Source organism: Streptomyces sp. Ag109_G2-15 (assembly GCF_900215565.1).
Classification (GTDB): Bacteria; Actinomycetota; Actinomycetes; order Streptomycetales; family Streptomycetaceae; genus Streptomyces; species Streptomyces diastatochromogenes.
Window position 1 is genome coordinate 2,015,470 of record NZ_OCNI01000002.1, and the last position, 21,343, is coordinate 2,036,812.

The 21,343-nt window shown below is 72.1% G+C and carries 17 protein-coding genes; 6 read left to right on the forward strand and 11 right to left on the reverse strand.

Going from position 1 to position 21,343, the window contains the following annotated elements:
* Window positions 1-168 precede the first annotated feature (168 nt).
* The gene (locus CRP49_RS45295; protein WP_097259132.1) at window positions 169-1,350 is read left to right on the forward strand and encodes a macro domain-containing protein; all 1,182 of its coding nucleotides are present in this window, start codon (window positions 169-171) and stop codon (window positions 1,348-1,350) included.
* Here the strand turns inward: CRP49_RS45295 and CRP49_RS45300 are convergent.
* Window positions 1,325-2,002, reverse strand: a complete 678-nt coding sequence (locus CRP49_RS45300) for a 4Fe-4S single cluster domain-containing protein (RefSeq protein WP_097259133.1) — start codon at window positions 2,000-2,002, stop codon at window positions 1,325-1,327. The two genes, CRP49_RS45295 and CRP49_RS45300, sit on opposite strands and share 26 nt — an antisense overlap.
* Window positions 2,003-2,241: 239 nt before the next feature.
* On the opposite strand from CRP49_RS45300, the gene CRP49_RS45305 reads away from it, so the two are divergent.
* From CRP49_RS45305 to CRP49_RS45315, 3 genes are read left to right on the forward strand one after another with little or no spacing between them, the layout of a single operon-like run.
* Window positions 2,242-2,943, forward strand: coding sequence for a hypothetical protein (locus CRP49_RS45305; protein WP_097259134.1), 702 nt, complete (start codon window positions 2,242-2,244; stop codon window positions 2,941-2,943).
* Between the two features lie 41 nt (window positions 2,944-2,984).
* Window positions 2,985-3,749 (forward strand): hypothetical protein, encoded by a 765-nt coding sequence (locus tag CRP49_RS45310; protein WP_097259135.1) that lies wholly within the window; start codon window positions 2,985-2,987, stop codon window positions 3,747-3,749.
* Window positions 3,724-5,346, forward strand: coding sequence for a hypothetical protein (locus CRP49_RS45315; RefSeq protein ID WP_143670120.1), 1,623 nt, complete (start codon window positions 3,724-3,726; stop codon window positions 5,344-5,346). Before CRP49_RS45310 ends, CRP49_RS45315 begins: the two co-directional genes overlap by 26 nt.
* Before the next feature lie 80 nt (window positions 5,347-5,426).
* Here the strand turns inward: CRP49_RS45315 and CRP49_RS45320 are convergent, their stop codons facing one another.
* Genes CRP49_RS45320 through CRP49_RS45330 form a run of 3 tightly spaced genes read right to left on the reverse strand, consistent with a single transcriptional unit; the run spans window position 5,427 to window position 10,884 of the window.
* The gene (locus tag CRP49_RS45320; protein WP_097259137.1) at window positions 5,427-6,089 is read right to left on the reverse strand and encodes an RES family NAD+ phosphorylase; all 663 of its coding nucleotides are present in this window, start codon (window positions 6,087-6,089) and stop codon (window positions 5,427-5,429) included.
* On the reverse strand, window positions 6,089-6,754 hold the full coding sequence (locus CRP49_RS45325) for a hypothetical protein (RefSeq protein ID WP_097259138.1): 666 nt from the start codon (window positions 6,752-6,754) through the stop codon (window positions 6,089-6,091). Before CRP49_RS45325 ends, CRP49_RS45320 begins: the two co-directional genes overlap by 1 nt.
* Window positions 6,751-10,884, reverse strand: coding sequence for a CHAT domain-containing protein (locus CRP49_RS45330; RefSeq protein ID WP_097259139.1), 4,134 nt, complete (start codon window positions 10,882-10,884; stop codon window positions 6,751-6,753). The genes CRP49_RS45325 and CRP49_RS45330 overlap by 4 nt, the downstream gene beginning before the upstream one ends.
* Window positions 10,885-11,121: 237 nt before the next feature.
* On the opposite strand from CRP49_RS45330, the gene CRP49_RS45335 reads away from it, so the two are divergent.
* Window positions 11,122-11,505, forward strand: coding sequence for a hypothetical protein (locus CRP49_RS45335; protein WP_257033852.1), 384 nt, complete (start codon window positions 11,122-11,124; stop codon window positions 11,503-11,505).
* Entirely contained in the window at window positions 11,502-12,158 is a 657-nt protein-coding gene (locus CRP49_RS45340) for a hypothetical protein (protein WP_097259140.1), read from the forward strand. The genes CRP49_RS45335 and CRP49_RS45340 overlap by 4 nt, the downstream gene beginning before the upstream one ends.
* A 279-nt stretch (window positions 12,159-12,437) precedes the next feature.
* Here CRP49_RS45340 and CRP49_RS45345 read toward each other — a convergent pair whose 3' ends face one another.
* From CRP49_RS45345 to CRP49_RS45375, 7 genes are all read right to left on the reverse strand, one after another.
* Window positions 12,438-13,973 (reverse strand): NCS1 family nucleobase:cation symporter-1, encoded by a 1,536-nt coding sequence (locus CRP49_RS45345; RefSeq protein WP_179852065.1) that lies wholly within the window; start codon window positions 13,971-13,973, stop codon window positions 12,438-12,440.
* A 130-nt stretch (window positions 13,974-14,103) separates the two neighbouring features.
* Window positions 14,104-15,123: a TIGR03842 family LLM class F420-dependent oxidoreductase gene (locus CRP49_RS45350; protein ID WP_097259142.1), complete on the reverse strand. Its 1,020-nt coding sequence runs from the start codon at window positions 15,121-15,123 to the stop codon at window positions 14,104-14,106.
* Window positions 15,124-15,134: 11 nt separating this feature from the next.
* Complete coding sequence (gene hydA / locus CRP49_RS45355; RefSeq protein ID WP_097259143.1) at window positions 15,135-16,538, reverse strand: dihydropyrimidinase; 1,404 nt, start codon at window positions 16,536-16,538, stop codon at window positions 15,135-15,137.
* 31 nt (window positions 16,539-16,569) lie between these two features.
* Window positions 16,570-17,412, reverse strand: a complete 843-nt coding sequence (locus tag CRP49_RS45360; protein WP_097259144.1) for a nitrilase-related carbon-nitrogen hydrolase — start codon at window positions 17,410-17,412, stop codon at window positions 16,570-16,572.
* 155 nt (window positions 17,413-17,567) lie between these two features.
* Window positions 17,568-19,145, reverse strand: a complete 1,578-nt coding sequence (locus CRP49_RS45365; RefSeq protein WP_097259145.1) for a PucR family transcriptional regulator ligand-binding domain-containing protein — start codon at window positions 19,143-19,145, stop codon at window positions 17,568-17,570.
* A 17-nt stretch (window positions 19,146-19,162) separates the two neighbouring features.
* Complete coding sequence (locus CRP49_RS45370; RefSeq protein WP_097259146.1) at window positions 19,163-20,446, reverse strand: aspartate aminotransferase family protein; 1,284 nt, start codon at window positions 20,444-20,446, stop codon at window positions 19,163-19,165.
* A complete protein-coding gene (locus tag CRP49_RS45375) occupies window positions 20,443-21,285 on the reverse strand; it encodes a nitrilase-related carbon-nitrogen hydrolase (RefSeq protein ID WP_097259147.1) in 843 nt (280 codons plus the stop codon). Before CRP49_RS45375 ends, CRP49_RS45370 begins: the two co-directional genes overlap by 4 nt.
* Window positions 21,286-21,343 lie beyond the last annotated feature (58 nt).

Below are 21,343 nucleotides of genomic sequence, written 5' to 3' on the forward strand. Positions count from 1 at the left end.
CTACCGGCCTTCCGGGAAACACGCTGGATGGACCAGGGGGAGCACGGCACAGAACGAATCGGCCCGATACGGGGGTCGCGGGACGATGAAGATATCCCGAATCCCTTCGGGCGACGGGGAGTTTCCCGGATCTTCAGCGATCACCCCGCCAGGACTACGATTCGTGCCATGCTCCCGCTGCCCTCGTACGAAAGTCTCGTCGACGAACTTCGGAAACTGAGGCGTCGCGGTCTGCCCGGGCTGCGCCACAGCTCCAGGGACTCGCTGCGCATGGCGGCCGTCGCGGCCGGCCTGTGCACCGGGGAACAGGACGAACAGACCGGCATCGAGGCTCTGCTGGGCGCGGCGGTGCGGCGGCTCAACGGGGGGCACCCCGTGCGGGACGACGACTCCTGCGACCCGCTGGCCCGCGCCGCCGCCCACACCTTCGGGCTCTTTCCCGCACGCCGCGGAGTCCCCGGCACCGACCGGAGAAAGGCGGCGGCGGGTGTCTACGGGGTGACCACCGAGCGCTTCCGCAAGAGCCAGGAGGTCGACGTCGTCGCCGAACTCGCGGCGGCCGTCCTGGCCGTGGCCCAGGAGGGGCGCGCTGGAGCGGCGGCCGGCCCTCGGCCCGGTGGCCCGCAGGATCTGGTGACCCTGGCGCCGACGACACCCCCGGTGCACGTGCCCCCTGTCGCCGCCGGTTTCCCGCCCCGGCGCCGCCCGCAGCCGGGAACCGCCGCACCGGTGGCCCCGGCGGGCCGGATCACCGTCCGGGTGTGCCCGATCGAGCTGGTGCGGGACGTGGACATCCTCGTCTCCTCGGAGAACACGTACCTGGAGATGTCCAAGACCTTCCGCTCCACGGTGTCCGGGGCGCTGCGGCGGGCCGCCGCCCTGCGGGACGCCTCGGGCGAGATCGTGGACGATGTCCTGGCCCACGAACTGGGGGTGTGGCTGCGGACGCACGGCAGGGCGGGCGTGCCCGTGCGGCCCGGCACCGTCGTGGCCACGTCGTCCGGCGCGCTGGCCGCGCAGGGGGTACGGCGTATCCACCACGCGGCGATCGCGGCTCCGGTCGGGGACGGTGACCGCTACCACGTGACACCCGCCGTGCTGGCGGAGGCGGTGCGGACGTCCTTCGAACTGGCCCGCCGCGAGAGCGAGTTCCTGTCCCTGCCGATGTCCTCGATCTGCTTTCCGCTGATGGGCACCGGCCGGGGCGGCCTGTCCGTCGAGACCGCGGCACGCGCGCTGCTCGGCGCGATCAGGGCGGAGCTGCGCCAGGACCCGTCCTGGTCCGTGCTGGTGGTCACGCCCGAGGAGAGCCACGCCCGTACTCTCATGGCCGCCAGCTCCGCTCGGTGAAGCCCACCCCGGCCTGCCTGAGCAGGCGTTCCATCTCGGCGAGTTCTCCGCGCACCGGCACCCCGTAGATCCGCAGCTCCCGGTCCTCACCGGTGCCGACCTGGAGGCGCGGCCCCTGCGACTCCTGTGCCAGGTACGGGGCGTAGCGGGTGGCGCCGTGCGGTGTCAGGGCGTGGATCCGCTGGTTGGCCGAGCCGCGCCAGACCAGCCGGGTGGGCTCCGCGACCCGGAACCGGCCGGTGATCACGGCGTCCGCGCCACTGAGGGCCCCGCGCCGCTCCGGTGTCAGTTCCCCGGGCTCGTACCCCGTGTACACCAGCAGATCGGCGGGGCGGGGTCCGGCGCTCCCCTCGTGGTGCCGGACCTCGTCCCTCAGGTGTGCCGCGCCGGACAGGAGTTCCGCGAGCGCCGCCGGCTGCTGCAGGGGCTCGCCGCCGCTGACCGTGAGGCCCTCGGCCCCGTCGGCGAGGGCCTGTTGCCACAGCCCGAGCACCTGGGAGACCGTGGTGACCGTCCCCGCCTCCGGGTCCCAGGTGTGCCGGGACATGCATCCCGCACAGGCCAGCGAACAGCCCTGGAACCAGACGCCGAACCGCTTTCCCGGCCCCAGCGTTTCCAACGGGTAGTGGGTCCCGTCGAGGCGTATTTCCACGGCATCTCCTCCTCGCACCGGCTTGGAGTATCCAGTGCGCCGATGTGCGGCCGCAATTGACGGAAGGCGCCCATCCGGCTGTTCGCCGGGCGGGATCCGGTTGTTTTCCGGATCTCCCGAAGAGAATGATCGATTCACTTGAAATCCCCATCCCTCGAGCGGTTTTGCTCCGCTACTCTCTCCCCCATCGCGGCGCCTTCCCACCCGGACCGCCCGCGAGGAATGGGGGATCTTCGAAAATGATCAGCAAAGGTCGAATAGGTGTCCGGGGAAGGCGGCTGAGAGCCGGGTACCTCTCGTCGTTTCGGGCCCGGTTCCACGGCCGCCGGGACGCGGACGGTCTGCGGGATCTGCTGACGGATGCCCTGGCCGGAAGCACACCCACCGACGACAACCTGCCGCCCTACGTCCTGGGCCTGCGCGCGCAGGTGCTGCGCAGCACCGCACGGCTGCGGTCCCGCACGCTGGCGTCGCACCGCGCGCTGCACATCCGCATTCAGGCCGAGTCGGTGCGGGTGGTGACCCAGTACACCGTGCGCGGGGAGCAGGCACCGGCCGCGCTCGCCCGGTTCGGGCAGTGGGTCGCGGAGTGGCGCTCGGCCGCCTCCGTCTGCCGTCAGCAGGCGCAGCAACTCGCCGACGAGGGAAACCAGTTGCTCGCCTGCTACTGGGACGCCGCCTGGGCCCGGTACCGGCAGGGCGGCGACCTCGACGAGAAGCGGCCCACGGGCTTGCTGCCCGGGCGGATCACCCTGGACCGTACCTGGAACCACCTCGACGACGGACTGCTCAGCGACCGCTGGTACGCCCCGGAAACGGCGGGGCACGACGCCGACCCGTCGGCGGTCGCGCAGGCGTTGCACATTCTCGACCACCAGTCGGCGCGCGGCCGTTCGGGTCCGGCGCGCAACGGCGATGCCACGAACGGCATCCGCAGGTGATCACCGCTCCCCGTCTCCCAGGAAGGCCAAGGACCATCATCGTGCAGCACTCGGCCCGGACCGGTCGTCGGTCCACCGTCCGCGCCGCCCGCCGGCTCGCCGTCATCGCCCCGCTGGTGTGCGTGCTCTCCACCCTGGTGTCCTGCACCAAGCAGGAGGAAGCCCTCACCACGCCCTGCGGGCTGGTCGTCGACGGTTCCGGGTCGGCCGCCGCGGTGAAGGAGGGATTCGACTCGGAGGCCAAGCTGAAGGACAGCCTCATCGGATTCCTCACCGACCAGAAGTGCGGAACCCTCGACTTCGCCCCCATCACCCGTTCCTCGCGCAGCTCCTCCTGCCGGCAGGACCAGGTGGACCTCGACCCGCCGCACGACGCGCAGACCGACCAGAAGGTCCAGCGCGCCAACGCCCAGCGGAACGCGGCCGCCGCGGCGCTCGCCGAGCTGAAGTGCGCCCGCACACAGAACGGTTCGGACGTGTGGGGAGGCCTGGCCCGCATCGGGGAGGCCTTCCGCAGCGACGGCCCGACGCCAAAGCTGCTCGTGGTGAGCGACTTCGACCAGGCCGACCCGGAGTTCCACCTGTCGCGTCAGAACATCTCCACCAAGGCCGACCGCGACAAGGTCATCGACACGCTCGTGAAGAAGCGTGGCCTGCCCGGCATCAAGGGCATGGACGTCTTCCCCGTCGGGCTCGGCATGCAGTACTCGGCGAAGCCCAGCGAGGCCGACGACTTCGAGTCCTTCTGGGTCGAGGCACTAGAGGGGAGGGCCAAGGCACATGTCGACAACCAGTACAAGCGCTGAGGAGCCGCAACCGCGCCGACGGCGGCTCACGCGGTATCTGCCGTTCACGGGCCGGACCGCACAGCCCGGCGCCGGTGCCCGGCCCGGGGCCGCCCCCGGTGTGCGCTCCAGCCGTGTGCCCCTGGTCGTCGACGACCGAGGCGAACTCGGACTCCTGCGGGACGCCGAGCGCAGGGGCCGGCAGGCCGCCCGGCGCGGCACGCTGGACCCGTGGGTGCTGAACAGCGGCGACCGGGTGCCGTACTTCGCGGAACTGGCGTCCGTGCGGGACGCCGTCGTCCACCGGATCGAGGAGGAGCTGCGCCTCCAGGAGGAGACGGCACGGCTGCGGGACGCCCAGGCGACCTCCGACGTGACCGCCGGGGAGGCCGAGACCAGGATCCTGGTCGAGCACCTGCGGGAGGCCCAGCAGGAGATCGAGACGGCCCGCCGCCAGCTCGACCTGCTCGCGGTCCGTTCGGCCCGCTGGCTCCGCTTCCGGGACAGTCTGCGCGAGCGGGTGGAGGAACGCTGGCTGCTCGCCCGCTTCCCGGAGGCGGCCGCGCCGCCGGTCTCCGGTTCCCCGGGCACGGCGGAACCCGGCCTCCAGGAGGGCGAACCCGGGCAGGCGGCCGACAAGGACGCGGCCGACCCGGGCGGCGACGACTGGCAGTCGGTGTCCACGACGGGCGCCGCCGCGGACGGCACCGCGTCCGCGGCGATGCGGGAGGTGTTACGTGCCGCGCGCGCCGAGACGCGCGACGCCGCGTCGAGCTACGGCTGGGAGGGCCTGCAGACCCGTCCCGGTCTGCCCCGATGGATGACCTGGGCGCTGCTGCTCGTCATCATGGCCGTCGAGGTGCCGATCTACTGGGTCGCCTACCAGCCCTTCCACGGGGTCGGCAGCGTGAGCGGGGACACCATGTCCGGCGCGCTGGCGATCTCTTCCGCCGTCATCATGCTGATCGTGCCGCACCTGGCAGGGCTCATGCTGCGGTGGCGCTCGGGGACGGGATCGCCGCGCGGTGGATGGGTACCCGCTCTGTCGCTGCTCGGCGTGTGGGGCGGCCTGACCGGGCTGCTGGGCCTGCTCCGCGCCAAGTTCGTGACGCAGCATGACAGTCCGGCCCCCGCCGCCGGGGGGACCGACGGCTTCCGAGGGCTCGGCGGCGCGTCCGGCGACACCACGACCCTGGTGGACCGACTGCACCTGACGACCCAGACGGTGACCTGGTTGTTCTGCGCGCTGCTCCTGCTCTCGGGCGGTGTCGGATTCCTGCTCGGCCTGTTCCGGGAACACCCCTTCCTCGACGCCTTCCGCACGGCGGTGGAGCGGCGTACGGGGCTGCTGCGGCGGCACGAGGCGAGCGTCGCCGCCACCGAGCGGGCCCGTGCCGCCCAGCGCACGGCGGAGGACCGGCAGAACGACCGCAGGGAGGCCGCGAACGAGCGGATCGCCTCGGCCCGCCAGTTGTACGAGGCCGCCACGCACCGGTATCTGCTCGGGGTGATGACGGCGGCGAAGGATCCCGCTGTGTCCGAGTCGGCGATGCGCCTGTCCCGGAACTGGCCGCTGCTGCCGGCCCCGGCCCGGCACGAACCGGCCCGGAACGGCTGAACGGCCGGGGAACACCGGCCCGGTACGCAGGTACGCGGATGCCCCGACCCACATCCACGGGTCGGGGCATCCGCGTACGGTCACCTGCCGTCGTCCTCCGTGGCGGAGATGACCGCGCGCAGCGGCGCCAGCAGCCGGTTGACCTTGCGCACGTCGTCCGTCGACGCCAGCCGGAGGCACTCCTGCGGGCGGGCGGCCAGAGGTGTGTCCGGACAGCGGTCCTGGAACAGCTGGAGCGCCGGGCGCGGCCTGCAGCGCTTGGACGTCCACCACAGTCCCTGCACGTCGTCGGCGCGTTCCCGGATCACCCGCACCCAGTACCGGGTGCCCGCGTACTCCTCGGTGTCGATCAGCCAGTCGTCCTGCCAGACGGCGGCCAGCCCCTCGGCGGTCGTGAGGTCCACCAGGGTGAGGTCGGCCGTGGTGCGGATCGCCGAGAGGACGTACCGGGACGCCTGCGCCCAGGGAATCTGGCGCACTCCGCTGTCGTCGCTGAACTCGACCGCCCTCAGCAGCACTTCGGACAGGGCGGTGACCGGGTCGAGGGCCGCGTAGAGGTAGGGGTAGGGATCCTTCTCGGTGGGGTCGAAGCGGCTGCCCTTGAAGAACTCGTGCGCGACGCTCGGGTTGAACTCGCCGGCCGCGTACTGCTCCTCGTGGCACCGCCACAGCAGGGTGCCCGTCGGCACATCGGTGAGCAGCGGCTCCATCACGGCGTCCCTGGGCGGAAGTTGACCGACCATCAGAACGCCCCCACGAGTTCGGCGGCGGCGTGTTCGAGGTCGTCGTCCGGCACGATGCCGAGCAGGTCGGCGGGGACACCGCCCAGCCACCGGTTGCCGCCCAGCCACCAGTCGGCGGCTCCCCAGGGGTCGCGGTCGGCCCGCAGGAGTTCGTTGATCCGGCGGACGACGGGCAGCGGTTCGGCCGTGCCCGCCTTGAACTGGAAGCGGGGATAGCGGATTCCGCGCTCCGGGTCGCGGAGCCTGATCAGACCGGCGGGTGTGTCCGGGCCACTGGGCAGCTCGGCGTGTTCGGCCTCGGTCAGCGCCGGTGCGGCGAGGAGCCGTAGACGGGCCGCCCGCAGCAGTTCACGGGGGTCGGGCGGTGGGGTGCCGAGGACGTCGATCACCGCGTCGATCGTCGTGAGGCTGGGCAGTTCATGGGTGCCGGAGGCGTAGCGGTGGCCGCCGAGTTCCTCGGACACGGGGTGTTCGGGCGGCAGCGCGGACAGCGTCCGCCGCAGCCGGCGTACGGCGCGGGCGACACCCGGTGGGTTCTCGGCGGCGGCCTCCTCCTTCATCTCCCGCAGGCTGCGGGAGAGTTGGACCAGGTCGTCGTCGTCGAGCCCGGTGATGACGGTGGTCCAGTGACTCTCCAGGAGCCTGAGCAGATCCTCCGACGTCATACGCGCTCTCCTTCCTGGGGCCGCCGGTCGAAAGACGCCGCCGGTGCGGGGTTGCCGTGGTGGACGAAGGCCGCCCAGGTGTCGGGCCGGTCCCGGAGGTCCTTCGCGAGGCGGCGGGCGGCGACGCCCCTCAGGCCACCGACGGGCGGCCGCTCGTCCGGCGGGGTGAGCATCCAGCGCTGGGCGGCGCGCAGCGCGTCGGGCGGGGCGAGTCCCCGGGCGAGCGCGTCGTGCAGGACGAGCATGACGATCTCGGACTGGTCGTCGTCGACCTTCCACCGGGTGCCGATGGCGTCGGCGGCGAGCCGGTGCACCATGACCGAGGTGACGGTCAGGGCCTCGTCGTGATCGCGGGTGGTGAGGTCCGTCTCGCAGCCGCCGCACACGACCAGCGGTCCGGCCGACCGGAAGGCGTCGCCCTCGGCGGGCGTCTCCAGCAGGGTGCTCAGCGTGAGGTCCGCGCCGGGAAGGGACGGATCGCCGGCGCCGTCCGGCGCGGCCAGCCGGAGGGCCGATGTCGTGGGGTCCGGGCCCGCGAGCCCGTGACAGGCGAGATGCACCAGGGAAGCGGGGGCCTTGGCCGTGCCGCCGAGCAGGGCCAGGACCTTCGCCGGGGTGGCGGGGTTGTCGTCGGGGCGGTGGATCACGGCCCGCGGGTAGTGGACGTCGGCCAGGGTCTCGATCTCGTCCTCGGCCCACTCCAGGTCGTCCGTCGCGTGGAACACCAGGGCCGGCCGGTCGGCGGGGTTCATGCGTCGGCGGGCCACGGCACGCAGGAACTCCCTGCCGGAGGCCGCGTGCGTGAGGACGGCGACCTCGCAGGCCCGCACGGCGCGCGTCGCGTCGTAGGGGGCGGGCGGGCGCAGAACGGCCGCCTGCCAGGGCACGACGCCCAGTTCGCCACAGGGCACCAGGACCAGCCGTACGGCGTCGGGGCCGACGGCACCGGCCGGGGTGTCGAGGAAGCCGGCCTCGGTGAGGGCGCGGTCCCAGACGCCGAGTTGGTCGAGTGCGGGGCCGAGCACGTCGCCGGCCCACTCGCACATGCCGTCCAGGGCGCGGGTCCAGCGCCGCTCGGCGCGCTGCACCTCCCGCGGGTTGACGGTGTCCCGGTCGGGGCCGTAGAGGGCGGCCTCCAGGCGCTGCCGGTGCGCGCCGGCCTCCAGGTACTCCGCCACGGCTCCACGGCCGGCGGAGGCGAGACCGGGCAGGGGTAACGCCTCGACAGGACCGTCACGGGTGACGACCAGGACGGCCCCGTCCGGACCGTCGACGCCGGGCACCAGGTACAACAGCGCGTCCGCTCCCGCCTCCCCCAGCCCGGCACGCAGGTCGCCCACGGAGGCGAACACCGGCTGCACGTCGACCCCGCCCTGCCCACGCAGCACGTCCAGGGAACGACGCCGCACGTCACCGGGCAGCCCGGGGGCGCCCGCACCCGCTTCGGCCAGCACGTCCAGGGGGGAACGGCTTTGCAGGTCACCGGGGCGGCCGGGGGTACCCGTGCCCGCCTCGGCCGGCACATCCAGCGAGGAGCGGTCGCGCACATCACCGGGGCCGCCGGGGGTGCCCGCATCCGCCTCGGCCAGCACATCCAACGGGGAGCGGTCCCGCAGATCACCGGGACGGCCGGGGGTGCCCGCATCCGCCTCGGCCAGCACATCCAGCGAGGAGCGGTCCCGCAGATCACCGGGACGGCCGGGGGTGCCCGCATCCGCCTCGGCCGGCACATCGAGCGAGGAGCGGTCGCGCACATCACCGGGGCCGCCGGGGGTGCCCGCATCCGCCTCGGCCAGCACATCCAACGGGGAGCGGCCCCGGACGTCGCCAGAGCGACCAGGGGAACCCGCGCCCCCCTCGGCCGGCACATCCAACGGCGAACGGCCCCGCACATCACCAGGACGACCGGGGGCGCCCGCGCCCGCCGCGGCCGACAGTTCCAGGAGGGAGCGGTCGTCGGAGTGGTCCCAGGAGCGGTCGGAGGCCGCGCTGCGCCAGCGTTCGGCCAGTTCGGTCTCGCCGAGGGCCGCCAGGCGGTCGGCGACACCCGCCGAGACGGCCGCCGCGCCGAGCACCAGCGAGCGGCCCGCCTCCAGACACGCGATCGCCTCCTCCGCGAGCCCGGCCCGCAACGCCCAGAAGGCCGCGCTGCGGCCCCGGTCGGCCGCCACGCGGGCCATGCGCAGGCCGCGGCCGACGCCCTGCTGGAGCAGTACGTCGTCGGCGGCGAGCCGCAGGGAGGTGCGGGCCAGGTCGACGGCGGCACGCAGGTCCTCGTCGGAGCCGGGCGTGCCCGCCCGGAGGGTGGCGCGCTTGGCGCGGAGCGTGGCCTGGTCCCAGGTGAGGCGGGCGCCGCTGGGCGTGCCGTCGGGCAGTTCCGTCAGGGCCTGTTCCAGCTCCGCGATCGCCTCGTCCAGCGCCTCGGGGTCCCCGGTGAGCAGATACAGGGTGTCCAGGGCGATGGCGATGCCGCCGCGCGCCCTGGGCCGGAAGTCGGCGGTGAATCCGGGGCTCGCCAGGGCTTCCCTGGTGCGCCGCACGCCCTCGGCGATACGGCTGGGGTCCGACTCGGCGATCGCCGTCAGGGCGATCAACGGGGCCCAGGTGGCGTCGAGGAGGCCACGCAGGGCGGGCATCTCCACCGACGTCTCCACGGCCCGCTGGATGTGATGGGCGGCCGCACGCAGGTGGGCCGTCCTGTCGTCCGGCGAGGTGGCGTGCACCACGCGGCCCAGATAGGCGAAGCCGAGCACGTAGCCGTTCAGCGCGCCGGTCCATTCCTCGGCGCCGTCGTAGGCCTCGTCCAGTTCCAGTTCGCACAGTGCGTCGATGACGTCCTCGACCGCCTCGTCGTCGCCGCTCTCCAGGGCGGCCACCGCCCGCCCGTGGAGTCGTGTGACCTCCCCGCACAGGCGCAGGGTGGCGGCCGGACCGCTCCTGGGGTCGTCGTCCCACTGCTGCGCCTCGAGCAGGGCCTGGGCCATGTCCTCGTCCTGCAGGCTGCCACCGGTCAGGGAGGCCGCGACCAGCAGTCCGGGCACGACGGTACGGAGCCACTCACGGTGGACGCGACTGTCGAGTTCCCCCTTGGCATGCGCCTCGTGCATCAGCCGGAGCGCCTCCCGGAACCCCTCCATGTCCCCGGTGCGGGCGGCGAGGGCGGTGTGGAAGAGGGCGGCGACCATCCTGGACGCCAGAGGTGCGCCGTCGGCCTCCCCCGTGGCACCGTCCCGCGCTCCCGAGAGTTCGGCGACGAGCTTGGGCAGCTCCTGTGTCGCGATGGTCCCGGGAGCCATCACCTCGGCCAGGGCGAGGAGTTGGGTGCGCACGTGCTGGTCTTCCCGCGCGTCGTCGGGGTCTTCGGCCCACACGTGGGCCGTCCCCGCCGTCTCGGGTGGGAGCGTGGCGAGGGCGTCCTCCATCATCGAGAACAGCGACGGCACCAGGACGCTCAGCGGTGGCGGCATCCCCATGCCCGGCATGCCGTCGAGGAGGTCCCGGGCCCCGCTGACGACCGCACCCGTCTCGCCCTTCAGCAGCGCGTCGATCAGCGCGCCCAGACCCCTTAGGTTGTCCCGGAGTTCGGGTGTCATGCGCCCCTGCTCGCGTTCGAGCAGCAGCCGCACGAGCAGGCCGGTGTCCTCCACCATGCCCGAACCGCCCTGTGCGAGCGGGACTCCGACCGTGAGCATGGACATCAACTGGTCGATGGTCCACTGACTCTCGGAATCCGGCGAGGTCTCCTGGTTCAGCCGCACCAGTCGCGAGCCGAGCAGGATCACGAGGTCCCGGCGCGTGGCCTCCCGGTCCTCGTCGCCGAGCAGGGCCGATGTACGGGCCCCGTCCAGCAGGGGCAGCGCTCGCTCCCGGTCGGCCGGGGCGCCCTCCAGGACGAACCTCAGGGCGAGGCACCTCCCGAGACGTGCCTCCACCGCCACGACCGTCGCGTCACGGCCCTCCGACTGCGCCAACTCGGCCAGGATCAGCTCCAGTTCGCCGGTCAGCGCGTCGAGTTCCGGCCCTCGTGTCCCCTGGTACTCGTCCGCGTCGAGCGGTACGGCCAACCCGGCCGTGCGCGCGAGCACGGTGGCGGCCCGCTCGGCCACCGGCAGGGCCCCGGCTTCACTCATGCGTCATCCCCTCCCCCGCCATGGTGCCCGTTCCCCCGGATCCGGCGGCCGGGTCTCGCGCGCCTGATCGGCATCCTGCCGGACAACGCCCGGCTTCCGGACGGATTCCGCCCGATCCGTGGGCCGTCCGGGACCACCGGTGGTCCCGGGTGGGCGGGTTCGGGGCGTGATGGCCGCTGTCCGTGGCGCCGAAGGGACGAAGTCGGCATGCTGGGTGGCCCGTTGAGGTGGGGCATCGTGAGCGGTCGTCCGGAGACGGTCCCGGACCGGCCGGTCGCGCACGCCCTGGAAGGAGGGGATGGGGTGACCAACTCCGTACCGGCGCCCGGCACCCTGGAACCGTACGTGGAGACGACGCGGGCCGACTACGCCGCGCGCTACACGACCGGCCTGCGGGTCGAGGCCGCGGACGACGGGGTGGCCGTACTGCACGGCCGGTGTCCCCGTTGCGGCTGCGCGTTCAGCTACACGCACACCGACCGGGTCTTCCGCTCCCCGCGCCGCACCCCCCGGCCGACGCACGTCCCGGTGCTCTGCGAGTGCGAGGCCGAGCACCCTGGTCGTCCGCCCGAGGAGAAGGGGTGCGGCGCCTACTGGAACGTCCTCGTGGAGCGGGCATGACGCGGCGGTGGAGCGTACGGCCGGGCCCTCCCGCGACCCCTGCCGACCGCCACGCGGGACGGCTGACGCGGGAGTTGCTCAGCGGTGAGCTGGCCCGTGCCAGGGAGGCGGCGCTCGCCTGGCGCAACGGGCTCGCGGCCCTCTTCGTCGGACTGCTCGGCTTCGGCCTGATCAAGGGCCGTACCGATGTGGGGAAGCTGGCCTCTCCGTACGACGCGCTGGTGGGCGGCGCGCTGCTGCTGTGCCTGGTGTTCGGCACGCTCGGCGCGCTGCTGCTGCTCCGGGCGGCGCACGGGGCACCCACCGGGGTACGGCTGCCCGCCGGCGTACCCGCCGCGGCCACCGCGCTGCACCTGGGCGACCACATGGAGACCCGCCGCACGGTACGGGCCCTCACCCGTGGGGTGGTGCTCACGATCGCCTGCGGGGCGATGCTCGTCACCGGCGTGGCGCTGACCTGGTACGGCCCCGAGAAGGACGGACCCCGGATCCTGGTGCGCACCCCGTCCGGGGACGTGTGCGGCAAGCCGGTGCGCACGGACGCCGGACGCCTGCTCGTCAAGACGGACACCGGTGAGGTCACGGTACGACTCGCCCAGGCGGAGGCGCTGGCCGCGGTCGACGACTGCCCCGGGGGCCCGTCCGCCGAATGACCACGGCGGCCGGGACGGGGCCGCGGCGGGGACGCCCGTCCCTCCGGTGGCACTCCCGCCGCCGACGGCACCCGACAGACCGGCCACCGGTCGGACCAGCCGCCCGGGCGGGCCGCAGCGGAGCGGAACTGGCCGCGGCAGGGCGACCCGCCTCCCGGTGACCCCCCGCCGCCCACGGCACCCGACAGACCGGCCACCGGTCGGACCAGCCGCCGCTCAGAGCCGGCCACCGGTCGGACCGAGCGGCGAAACGGGCCGGGCGCCGGGGCGGGCCCTCGCTCAGGCGGCCTCCGCCGCGTCCTCCCTCCGCCCGGTCAGCAGCGTCAGCAGCACGTACAGCACCAGCGACGTCCCGAGGCCAACCGCCCAGCCGTAATCCGCAAGGGACTTGAGGGCCGGGATGGGCCGGCCGTCGATCAGCGGGTGGAAGTCCGCGCCGCCGATCGCGAGGATGCCGCCGACCAGGAAGGCGACCACGGCACGCCAGTTCCAGCCGCCCGCGTACCAGTAGCGGCCGCCCGCGCGGTACAGGTCGGCGAGGACGAGGCGGGTGCGGCGCAGGATCCAGTAGTCGGCGACGAGGATGCCCGCGACCGTGCCGAGCAGGCCGCCGACCAGGCCGAGCCAGGTGAAGATGTAGCCCTGCGGGTCGGAGTACAGCTTCCACGGGAAGATCAGCACGGCGAGGACCGAGGTGATCAGGGCGCCGGTGCGGAAACTGATCCTGCGGGGCGCGACGTTGGAGAAGTCGAAGGCCGGGGAGACCAGGTTGGCCGCGATGTTCACGGAGAGGGTCGCCACCAGCACGGTGACCAGGGCGTAGACCAGGCCGACCACGTTGTCCGTCTTGGCCGCGAGCTGGACCGGGTCCCAGACCGGCTGGCCGTAGACCGCCTGCGATCCGGAGGTGACGAGCACGGAGAGGAAGGCGAAGAGGGTCATCGTGGTCGGCAGGCCGAGGGCCTGGCCCCAGGTCTGGGCCTTCTGGCTCTTGCCGTAGCGGGTGAAGTCGGGGATGTTCAGCGACAGCGTGGACCAGAAGCCGATCATGCCCATGAGGGAGGGCCAGAACAGCTTCCAGAAGTCGCCGCCCCAGCCCAGCTTGGAGGGCTGGTCGAACAGCGGGCCGACACCGCCGGCCTTGCTGCTCATCCACCACAGCATCACGAACGCGCCGACGAGCACGAAGGGCGCGGCCCAGTTCTCGAAGCGGCGGATGGTCTCCATGCCCCGGTAGATGATGGCGACCTGGATCACCCAGAAGATCGCGAAGGACAGCCACATGGTCCAGGCGTAGCCGCCGATGTGCGAGGCGTTGGCCCAGCTGTCGCCGATCAGCTTGCCGGCGAGGAAGTAGATGGCCTCGCCGCCGATCCAGGTCTGGATGCCGAACCAGCCGCAGGCCACCAACGCCCGTACGACAGCGGGCAGGTTGGCGCCGCGCACCCCGAAGGAGGCGCGGGCGAAGACCGGGAAGGGGATGCCGTACTTGGGTCCCGCGTGCCCGGTGAGCAGCATCGGCACCAGCACGACCAGGTTGGCGAGGGCGATGGTGAAGACGGCCTGCTTCCAGTCCATGCCCACCGCGATCAGTCCGGACGCGAGGGTCCAGGAGGCCGTGTTGTGGGCCATGCCGACCCACAGCGCGGAGAAGTTGTACGTCGTCCAGGTGCGCTTCGCCACGGGGACGGGGAGCAGGTCCTCGTTGGCGTAGGGGCCGCTGGGCTGCGGCGAACCAGGGGCGATCTCCACCCGGCCGTCGGCACGGGTGACTTGAGCGGTCGGCGGTATGGCCGTGGGAGCGGTGTCGGTCATGGGCAGGCCAATCAAAGAAGGGTGGGACGGGGAGAGGCCGTGCGGGTGGCTCCATGGGGGGTGCGCGGAGAGCGCCCTGGGCCCCCTTCCCCGGACGACGGGAAGGGGGAGATCAACCGGTGTGCTGCGGTCAGGCGTTGAGGGCCGGGATCACCGTCGAGCCATATGCGTCGATGGTGGCCTCCTGGGCGTCGTGCATGTCGTACACCGCGAACTGGTCGACGCCCAGGTCGCGCAGTGCGGTGAGTTTCTCGATGTGCTTCTCGGCCGGCCCGATGACGCAGAACCGGTCGACGATCTCGTCGGGCACGAACTCGGTGTCGGGGTTGTCGCTGCGCCCGTGGTGGGAGTAGTCGTACCCCTGGCGTGCCTTGATGTAGTCGGTGAGTTCGTCGGGGACCTGGCCGGAGTGCTCGCCGTACTTGGCGACCAGGTCGGCCACGTGGTTGCCGACCATGCCGCCGAACCACCGGCACTGGTCGCGGGCGTGGGCGAGCGCCTCGGGCGAGTCGTCCGCGGTGACGTAGGCGGGGGCGGCGACGCAGATCTTCACCTCGGAGGGATCCCGTCCGGCGGCGACGGCCGCGTCCTTCACGGCCTTGACCATGTACTCGGTCAGGTACAGGTCGGACAGCTGGAGAATGAACCCGTCGGCCTCCTCGCCGGTCATCTTCAGGGCCTTGGGGCCGTACGCGGCCATCCACACGGGGAGTTCGGCGCCCGGCTTGATCCACGGGAACCTGACGACCGTACCGCCGAGGTCGGCCTCCTCGCCCCGGCCCAGGGCGCGGATGACCTTCATGGCCTCGCTGATCCGGGCCAGGGTGTTGGGCTTGCGGCCGGCGACGCGCATCGCGGAGTCGCCGCGGCCGATGCCGCAGACGGTGCGGTTGCCGAACATGTCGTTGAGGGTGGCGAAGGTGGAGGCGGTGACCTCCCAGGTGCGGGTGCCCGGGTTGGTGACCATCGGCCCGACCGTCAACTTCGAGGTGTTGGAGAGGATCTGACTGTAGATCACGAACGGCTCCTGCCACAGCACGGCGGAGTCGAAGGTCCAGCCGTACGTGAAGCCGTTGCGCTCGGCCCGTTTCATCAGGCTGATGACGCGGGAGGCCGGCGGGTCGGTCTGCAGGACGAGTCCGAAGTCCATGAGCGCCACTCCTAGTTGAGGTACTGACAGGTGGAGCGCGGGGTGTAGACGCCGTGTCCGGCGTGTCCGGTGTACTCCCGCTCGGTGATGACGGGTTCGCCGCGCGAGAACACGGTCTCGACCCGTCCGGTCGTCCGCCTGCCCTCGTACGCCGAGTAGTCGACGTTCATGTGGTGGGTCTCGGCGGACATGACCTGCTCGGCGTGCGGGTCGTAGATGACGACGTCGGCGTCGGCGCCCGGGGCGATGGTGCCCTTCTTCGGGTACATGCCGAACATACGGGCCGGGGTGGCGCAGGCGATCTCGATCCAGCGGCGGCGGGAGATGTGCCCGTCGACGACGGCCTGGTGCAGCAGGTCCATACGGTTCTCGACGCCGGGCAGGCCGTTGGGGATCTTGGAGAAGTCGCCGCGGCCCAGCTCCTTCTGGCCCACGAAGCAGAAGGGGCAGTGGTCGGTGGAGACCACCTGGAGGTCGTTGGTGCGCAGGCCCTGCCACAGCTTGGCCTGGTGCTCGCGCGGCCTCAGCGGCGTACTGCACACGTACTTGGCGCCCTCGAAGTCGGGCTCGGCGAGGTTGTCGGTGGACAGGAACAGGTACTGCGGGCAGGTCTCGCCGAAGACGTTCAGCCCCTCGTCCCGCGCCCGCGCCAGCTCGGCCACGGCCTCCATGGCCGAGACGTGCACGACGTACAGGGGCGCGCCGGCCACCTGGGCGAGCCTGATGGCCCGGTGGGTGGCCTCGGCCTCCAGCAGGGCCTTGCGGACCTCGCCGTGGTACCGGGGATCCGTCTCTCCCCGGGCCAGCGCCTGCTCGACCAGCACGTCGATCGCGATGCCGTTCTCCGCGTGCATCATGATCAGGCCGCCGTTGTCGGCGGAGCGCTGCATGGCGCGCAGGATCTGGCCGTCGTCGGAGTAGAAGACCCCCGGGTAGGCCATGAACTGCTTGAAGGAGGTGACACCCTCCTCCACCAGCAGATCCATCTCCTTCAGCGTCTCCTGGTTCACATCGGAGACGATCATGTGGAAGGCGTAGTCGATCGCGCAGTTGCCCTCGGCCTTGGCGTGCCAGGCGTCCAGGCCCTCGCGCAGGGTGTGGCCGACGCTCTGCACCGCGAAGTCGACGATCGTGGTCGTCCCACCCCACGCGGCCGCGCGGGTGCCGGTCTCGAAGGTGTCGGAGGCGAAGGTGCCGCCGAACGGCAGCTCCATGTGGGTGTGGGCGTCGACGCCGCCCGGGATGACGTACTTCCCGGTGGCGTCGATGACCCGCTCGGCGGTGAACGCCTCGGCTGCGGGGGTGCCGGAGGCGGCGAGGGCGGCGATGCGGCCGTCCTCGATCAGCACGTCGGCGTGGATCTCGTCGGACGCGGTGATGACGAGACCACCGCGGATGACGGTACGGCTGCTCATGATCCCTCTCCTCCCAGGATGAACGGTTCGGTCAGGGTGCGGTCAGCGGCGTGTACGCCCCCGGTGCCCGGTCGCGGTAGAACTGCCAGCGGTCGCGTACCTCGCGGAGCTTCGCCAGGTCCAGGTCGCGTACGACGAGTTCGGTCTCCTTGTCGCTCGCCACCTCGCCGACGAACTGGGCCTCGGGGTCCACGAAGTAGGTGGTGCCGTAGAAGTCGTTGTCGCCCAGGTCCTCCACGCCGACCCGGTTGATCGCGCCCACGAAGTACTCGTTGGCGACGGCCGCCGCCGGCTGCTCCAGCTGCCACAGGTAGCGGGACAGGCCGCGCGAGGTGGCCGACGGGTTGAACACGATCTCGGCGCCGCCGAGGCCGAGGGCCCGCCAGCCCTCCGGGAAGTGGCGGTCGTAGCAGATGTACACGCCGATCTTCCCGACGGCCGTCTCGAAGACGGGCCAGCCGCTGTTCCCCGGGCGGAAGTAGAACTTCTCCCAGAATCCCTGGACCTGCGGGATGTGGGTCTTGCGGTACTTGCCCAGGTAGGAGCCGTCCGCGTCGATCACGGCCGCGGTGTTGTACAGGACACCGGGCTGCTCCTCCTCGTACATCGGCAGGACGAGGACGATGCCCAGCTCCTTCGCGAGCGCCTGGAAGCGCTTGACGGTGGGACCGTCCGGGATCTGCTCGGCGTACTCGTAGAACGCCTTGTCCTGGACCTGGCAGAAGTAGGGGCCGTAGAACAGCTCCTGGAAGCACAGAACCTGGGCCCCCTGCGCGGCGGCGTCGCGGGCCGCCTGCTCGTGGACCTGGATCATGGATTCCTTGTCGCCGGTCCAGGCCGTCTGGAACAGGGCGGCACGGATCACTCGGCTCATCGGGACCTCCGGTAGCTCGGTGTACGGCGAGCCTAGAAAGCCCGGAAGGGCCGTTCGATTGGCAGCGTGTCACGTCTGCGGGCGGTCGGCGTGCCACCGTGTCACGCGTCTGCGAGCCCATGTTTCACCGCCGTTTTCCCAGGTCGTGGCATGTTTCACCCCTGTTGCGCGTCATGCGCGAGGAGCGCGATGTGCACGGAGGCCGCCTGCTCGAAGTCGTCGAGGTCGACGCCCAGCCGGGTCTGTATCGCCTCCAGGCGCCGGTAGAGGGCGGGCCGGGAGACGTGGTGGAGCTGGGCGGTACGGGACTTGTTGCGCCCGGTCGCCAGGTAGGTGCGCAGCACGTTCAGCAGCTCCTGGTCGGCCCCGCACAGCAGCCCGTCCAGTTCGCGCTCGGCGAAGGACTGCACCTGCGGGTCGTCCCTCAGCAGCCGGATCAGGCCGCGCAGATGGACGTCCCTGAGGCGTACGACGGCCGGCAGGTCGAGGACGGCCGACGAGTCGGCCACGGCGTCGGCGACATGCCGGGCCTCGCGCAGCCCGGCCGGCACGTCGTCCCAGTCGGTGCGCGGATCGGCGGCGGCGACCACCGCGTGCGGCTCCCCGGTCTCGGTCCGCAGCCGGACCGCGAAGTGCGCGGCCAGCACCTCGGCCTGCTGGTCGCGGGCGAGGCTGAGCAGCACCGCGGTGGCGCCGTCGGCCAGCTCCGCGACGAGCCCGGACAGGCCCAGCACCCGCAGCACCCGCTCGAGTTGGCCCGGCTCCCCGCCCGGGACGACGAGGGGCACGAAGGTCCGCCGGTTCACCGGCAGCCCGGCCGCCCGCGCCCGGGGCAGCAGCTGCCTGGCCGGTACGACACCGGAGACGAGGTCGGTCACCAGGCTCTGCGCGGACTGCTCCTCCCAGGTGTGGGCCGAGCCGCCGCCGAGCATGCGGTGCAGCACCAGGGCCTCGGCGGCCCGGTCGGCGAGCAGCCGCCCGGTGGCCGTGTCGCCCCGGTACCCGCACAGCAGCAGCCGGCCCCACCGCTCCCCGCGGCCGCCCAGTTCGGCGTGGATCCAGCCGTCGCCCACGTTGCCGCCGGCCTGCCGGGCGATCCGCTCCCAGTCGCGCAGCACGTCGTCCACCGCGGGCCGCTCCCCCGCCGTGGCGAGGACGCGGTGGGCGAGGTTGGTGACGACGACCGGGCAGCCGCTGTGCTGGGCGACCTCGTCGAGCAGCCGCTGCAGCGGAGCGCCCGCGGTGATCAGCCCGGTGAGGGCGGTCCGTACCGTCTCCGACAGGCTCACGGCGGCGAACTTCCGCCGCACCAGCCGGGACTGGACCTCCTCGGTCAACTCGGCGAAGGGGAACGGCCGGTGCAGGACGACCATGGGCAGCCCGCACCGCTCGGCGGCCCGGCGCATCACCTCGGGCGGCGCGGGAAAGGCCCGGCCGAGCCCGAGCACGACGGCCGCGGCCTCCGCCCGGTGCAGGGACTGGATGTACTCGACCTGCTTGGCCTCGTCACCGGCGAGCAGCACACCGGTGGTGAGCACCATCTCGCCGCCGCTGAGCATCACGCCGACGTCGGCGGCCTCGGCAACATGCACCCAGCGCACCGGCCGGTCGAGCTGCCCGGCCCCGGCCACCACCTCGGGCTCCCCGGCCTGCACCCGCTCCAGGGTGAGCACCTGGCGGACGGAGAGGGCGGGTTCGAAGCCGGTGTGCGAAGTCACCGAGGTGGTGGTCATGGTGGTACACCCGTTCTCTAGTAAGCGCTCCTCAGCGCGCGTTCGAGGATCGTCGCGCCCTCCTCGGCCTCCGCGACGGTCAGTGACAGCGGTGGGGCGATGCGCAGGGCGCTGGTGTTGTGGCCACCGCCCTTGCCGATCAGCAGTCCGCCCTCGCGGGCCGCCTCCAGGACGGCGGAGGCCGCCTGCGGATCGGCCTCGTCCGTCCCCGGCCTGACCAGCTCGACGCCGATCATCAGCCCGCGCCCGCGCACCTCCCGCAGGCCCGGCAGCTGGGCGGCGACGGCCCGCAGCCGCTCGATGAGCAGTCCGCCGACGCGCCGGGCGTTGCCCTGCAGGTCGTGTTCGACGAGGTAGGCGAGGTTGGCGAGGCCGGCGGCCATGGTGATCTGGGTGCCGCCGAACGTCGAGATGCTGTTGGCGTCCAGGCAGTTCATGATCTCGGCGCGGGCGATCACCCCGCCGATGGACGCGCCGTTGCCGATGCCCTTGGCGAAGGTGACCATGTCCGGCGGGCCGCTGCCGGCGTGCGCCTGCCAGCCCCAGAAGTGGTCGCCGGTGCGGCCCCACCCGGTCTGCACCTCGTCGGCGATCCACAGGATGCCGTGTTCCTTCAGCACGTCACGGAAGGCCGCGTACAGCCCGTCCGGCGGGGAGGTGAAGCCGCCGACTCCCTGGATGGGCTCGGCGATCAGGGCGGCCGGCGGGCGGGTGTGCCCGAGGATGTCCTTCAGGTCCTCCACACACGCGTCGATGAACGCCCGGTCGTCCAGTTCGGCGAACGGGCCCCGGGTGCGGACACCGCCGTGGACGTACAGGGTCTGCAGCGGGGACAGCGAGGTCGGGGACCAGCTGCGGTTGCCGGTGATGCCGACAGCGCTGAAGGAGCGGCCGTGGTAGCTGTTGCGCATGGCCAGCACCGTGTTGCTGCGCCGGTAGGCGGTGGCGAGGAGCAGGGCGGTGTCGTTGGCCTCGGTGCCGGAGGTGGTGAAGAAGACGCGGGCGTCCGGGATGCCGCTCAACTGGGCGATGCGCTCGGCGAGTTCGACCATCGGCCGGTTGAGGTAGAGGGTCGAGGAGTGGATGATCCGGCCGGCCTGCTCGCTGACCGCCTTGGTCACCTCGGGCAGGGCGTGCGCGGTCATGGTGGTGAGGATGCCGCCGAAGAAGTCCAGGTACCTGTTTCCGGCGGAGTCCCAGACGCACCGCCCCTCGCCGTGGGTGATCTCCAGCGGCTCGTCGTAGTAGAGGGCCAGCCAGTCCGGCAGGACGTTGCGGTGACGGGTGTAGAGGTCGTTCACGGCTGCACCAGCCCTTCGTAGGCGTCGGGACGGCGGTCGCGGTAGAAGGCCCACTGCTGCCGCACTTCCTCGATGAGGTCGAAGTCCAGGTCCCGGACGACGAGTTCCTCGTCCTTGTCGCTGGCGACGTCACCGACGAACTGCCCGCGCGGATTCACGAAGTACGACGTCCCGTAGAAGTCGTTGTCCCCGTACTCCTCCCGTCCCACCCGGTTGATGGCGGCGACGAAGTACTCGTTGGCGACGGCCGCGGCAGGCTGTTCCAGCTGCCACAGGTACGAGGACAGACCGCGGTGCGTGGCGGACGGGTTGTAGACCAACTGCGCACCGTTCAGCCCGAGTTGCCGCCACCCCTCCGGGAAGTGCCGGTCGTAGCAGATGTAGACACCCACCTTGCCGACGGCCGTGTCGAAGACGGGCCACCCCAGATTGCCGGGTTTGAAGTAGTACTTCTCCCAGAAGCCCTTGACCTGCGGGATGTGGTGCTTGCGGTACTTGCCGAGGTAGGTGCCGTCACTGTCGACGACGGCGGCGGTGTTGTAGTAGAAACCGGACTGCTCGATCTCGAAGACCGGTACGACGATCACCATGCCGGTTTCGCGGGCGAGGTCCTGCATCCGGCGGACGGTCGGCCCGTCGGGCACCGGCTCGGCCCAGCGGTAGTGCTCCGGCTCCTGGACCTGGCAGAAGTAGGGGGCGTTGAAGACCTCCTGGAACCCGATGATCTTCGCACCCAGACGGGCCGCCTCGCGGGCGTGCTCCTCGTGTTTCGCCACCATGGACTCGGTGTCGCCGGTCCAGGTGGCCTGGACCAGTGCGGCACGTACGACGTTGGCCATGAGCTGCTCCTTCGACGCGACGTCCGAGCCTCTACGCCCGTAGAAACGGTCCGTAGAG

Bases quoted from the DNA above. Each gene is read 5' to 3' on its own strand.
- CRP49_RS45295 (WP_097259132.1), top strand. From the start codon at position 169: ATGCTCCCGCTGCCCTCGTACGAAAGTCTCGTCGACGAACTTCGGAAA.
- CRP49_RS45305 (WP_097259134.1), top strand. From the start codon at position 2,242: ATGATCAGCAAAGGTCGAATAGGTGTCCGGGGAAGGCGGCTGAGAGCC.
- CRP49_RS45315 (WP_143670120.1), top strand. From the start codon at position 3,724: ATGTCGACAACCAGTACAAGCGCTGAGGAGCCGCAACCGCGCCGACGG.
- CRP49_RS45320 (WP_097259137.1), bottom strand. From the start codon at position 6,089: ATGGTCGGTCAACTTCCGCCCAGGGACGCCGTGATGGAGCCGCTGCTC.
- CRP49_RS45325 (WP_097259138.1), bottom strand. From the start codon at position 6,754: ATGACGTCGGAGGATCTGCTCAGGCTCCTGGAGAGTCACTGGACCACC.
- CRP49_RS45330 (WP_097259139.1), bottom strand. From the start codon at position 10,884: ATGAGTGAAGCCGGGGCCCTGCCGGTGGCCGAGCGGGCCGCCACCGTG.
- CRP49_RS45340 (WP_097259140.1), top strand. From the start codon at position 11,502: ATGACGCGGCGGTGGAGCGTACGGCCGGGCCCTCCCGCGACCCCTGCC.
- CRP49_RS45345 (WP_179852065.1), bottom strand. From the start codon at position 13,973: ATGACCGACACCGCTCCCACGGCCATACCGCCGACCGCTCAAGTCACC.
- CRP49_RS45350 (WP_097259142.1), bottom strand. From the start codon at position 15,123: ATGGACTTCGGACTCGTCCTGCAGACCGACCCGCCGGCCTCCCGCGTC.
- hydA (WP_097259143.1), bottom strand. From the start codon at position 16,538: ATGAGCAGCCGTACCGTCATCCGCGGTGGTCTCGTCATCACCGCGTCC.
- CRP49_RS45360 (WP_097259144.1), bottom strand. From the start codon at position 17,412: ATGAGCCGAGTGATCCGTGCCGCCCTGTTCCAGACGGCCTGGACCGGC.
- CRP49_RS45365 (WP_097259145.1), bottom strand. From the start codon at position 19,145: ATGACCACCACCTCGGTGACTTCGCACACCGGCTTCGAACCCGCCCTC.
- CRP49_RS45375 (WP_097259147.1), bottom strand. From the start codon at position 21,285: ATGGCCAACGTCGTACGTGCCGCACTGGTCCAGGCCACCTGGACCGGC.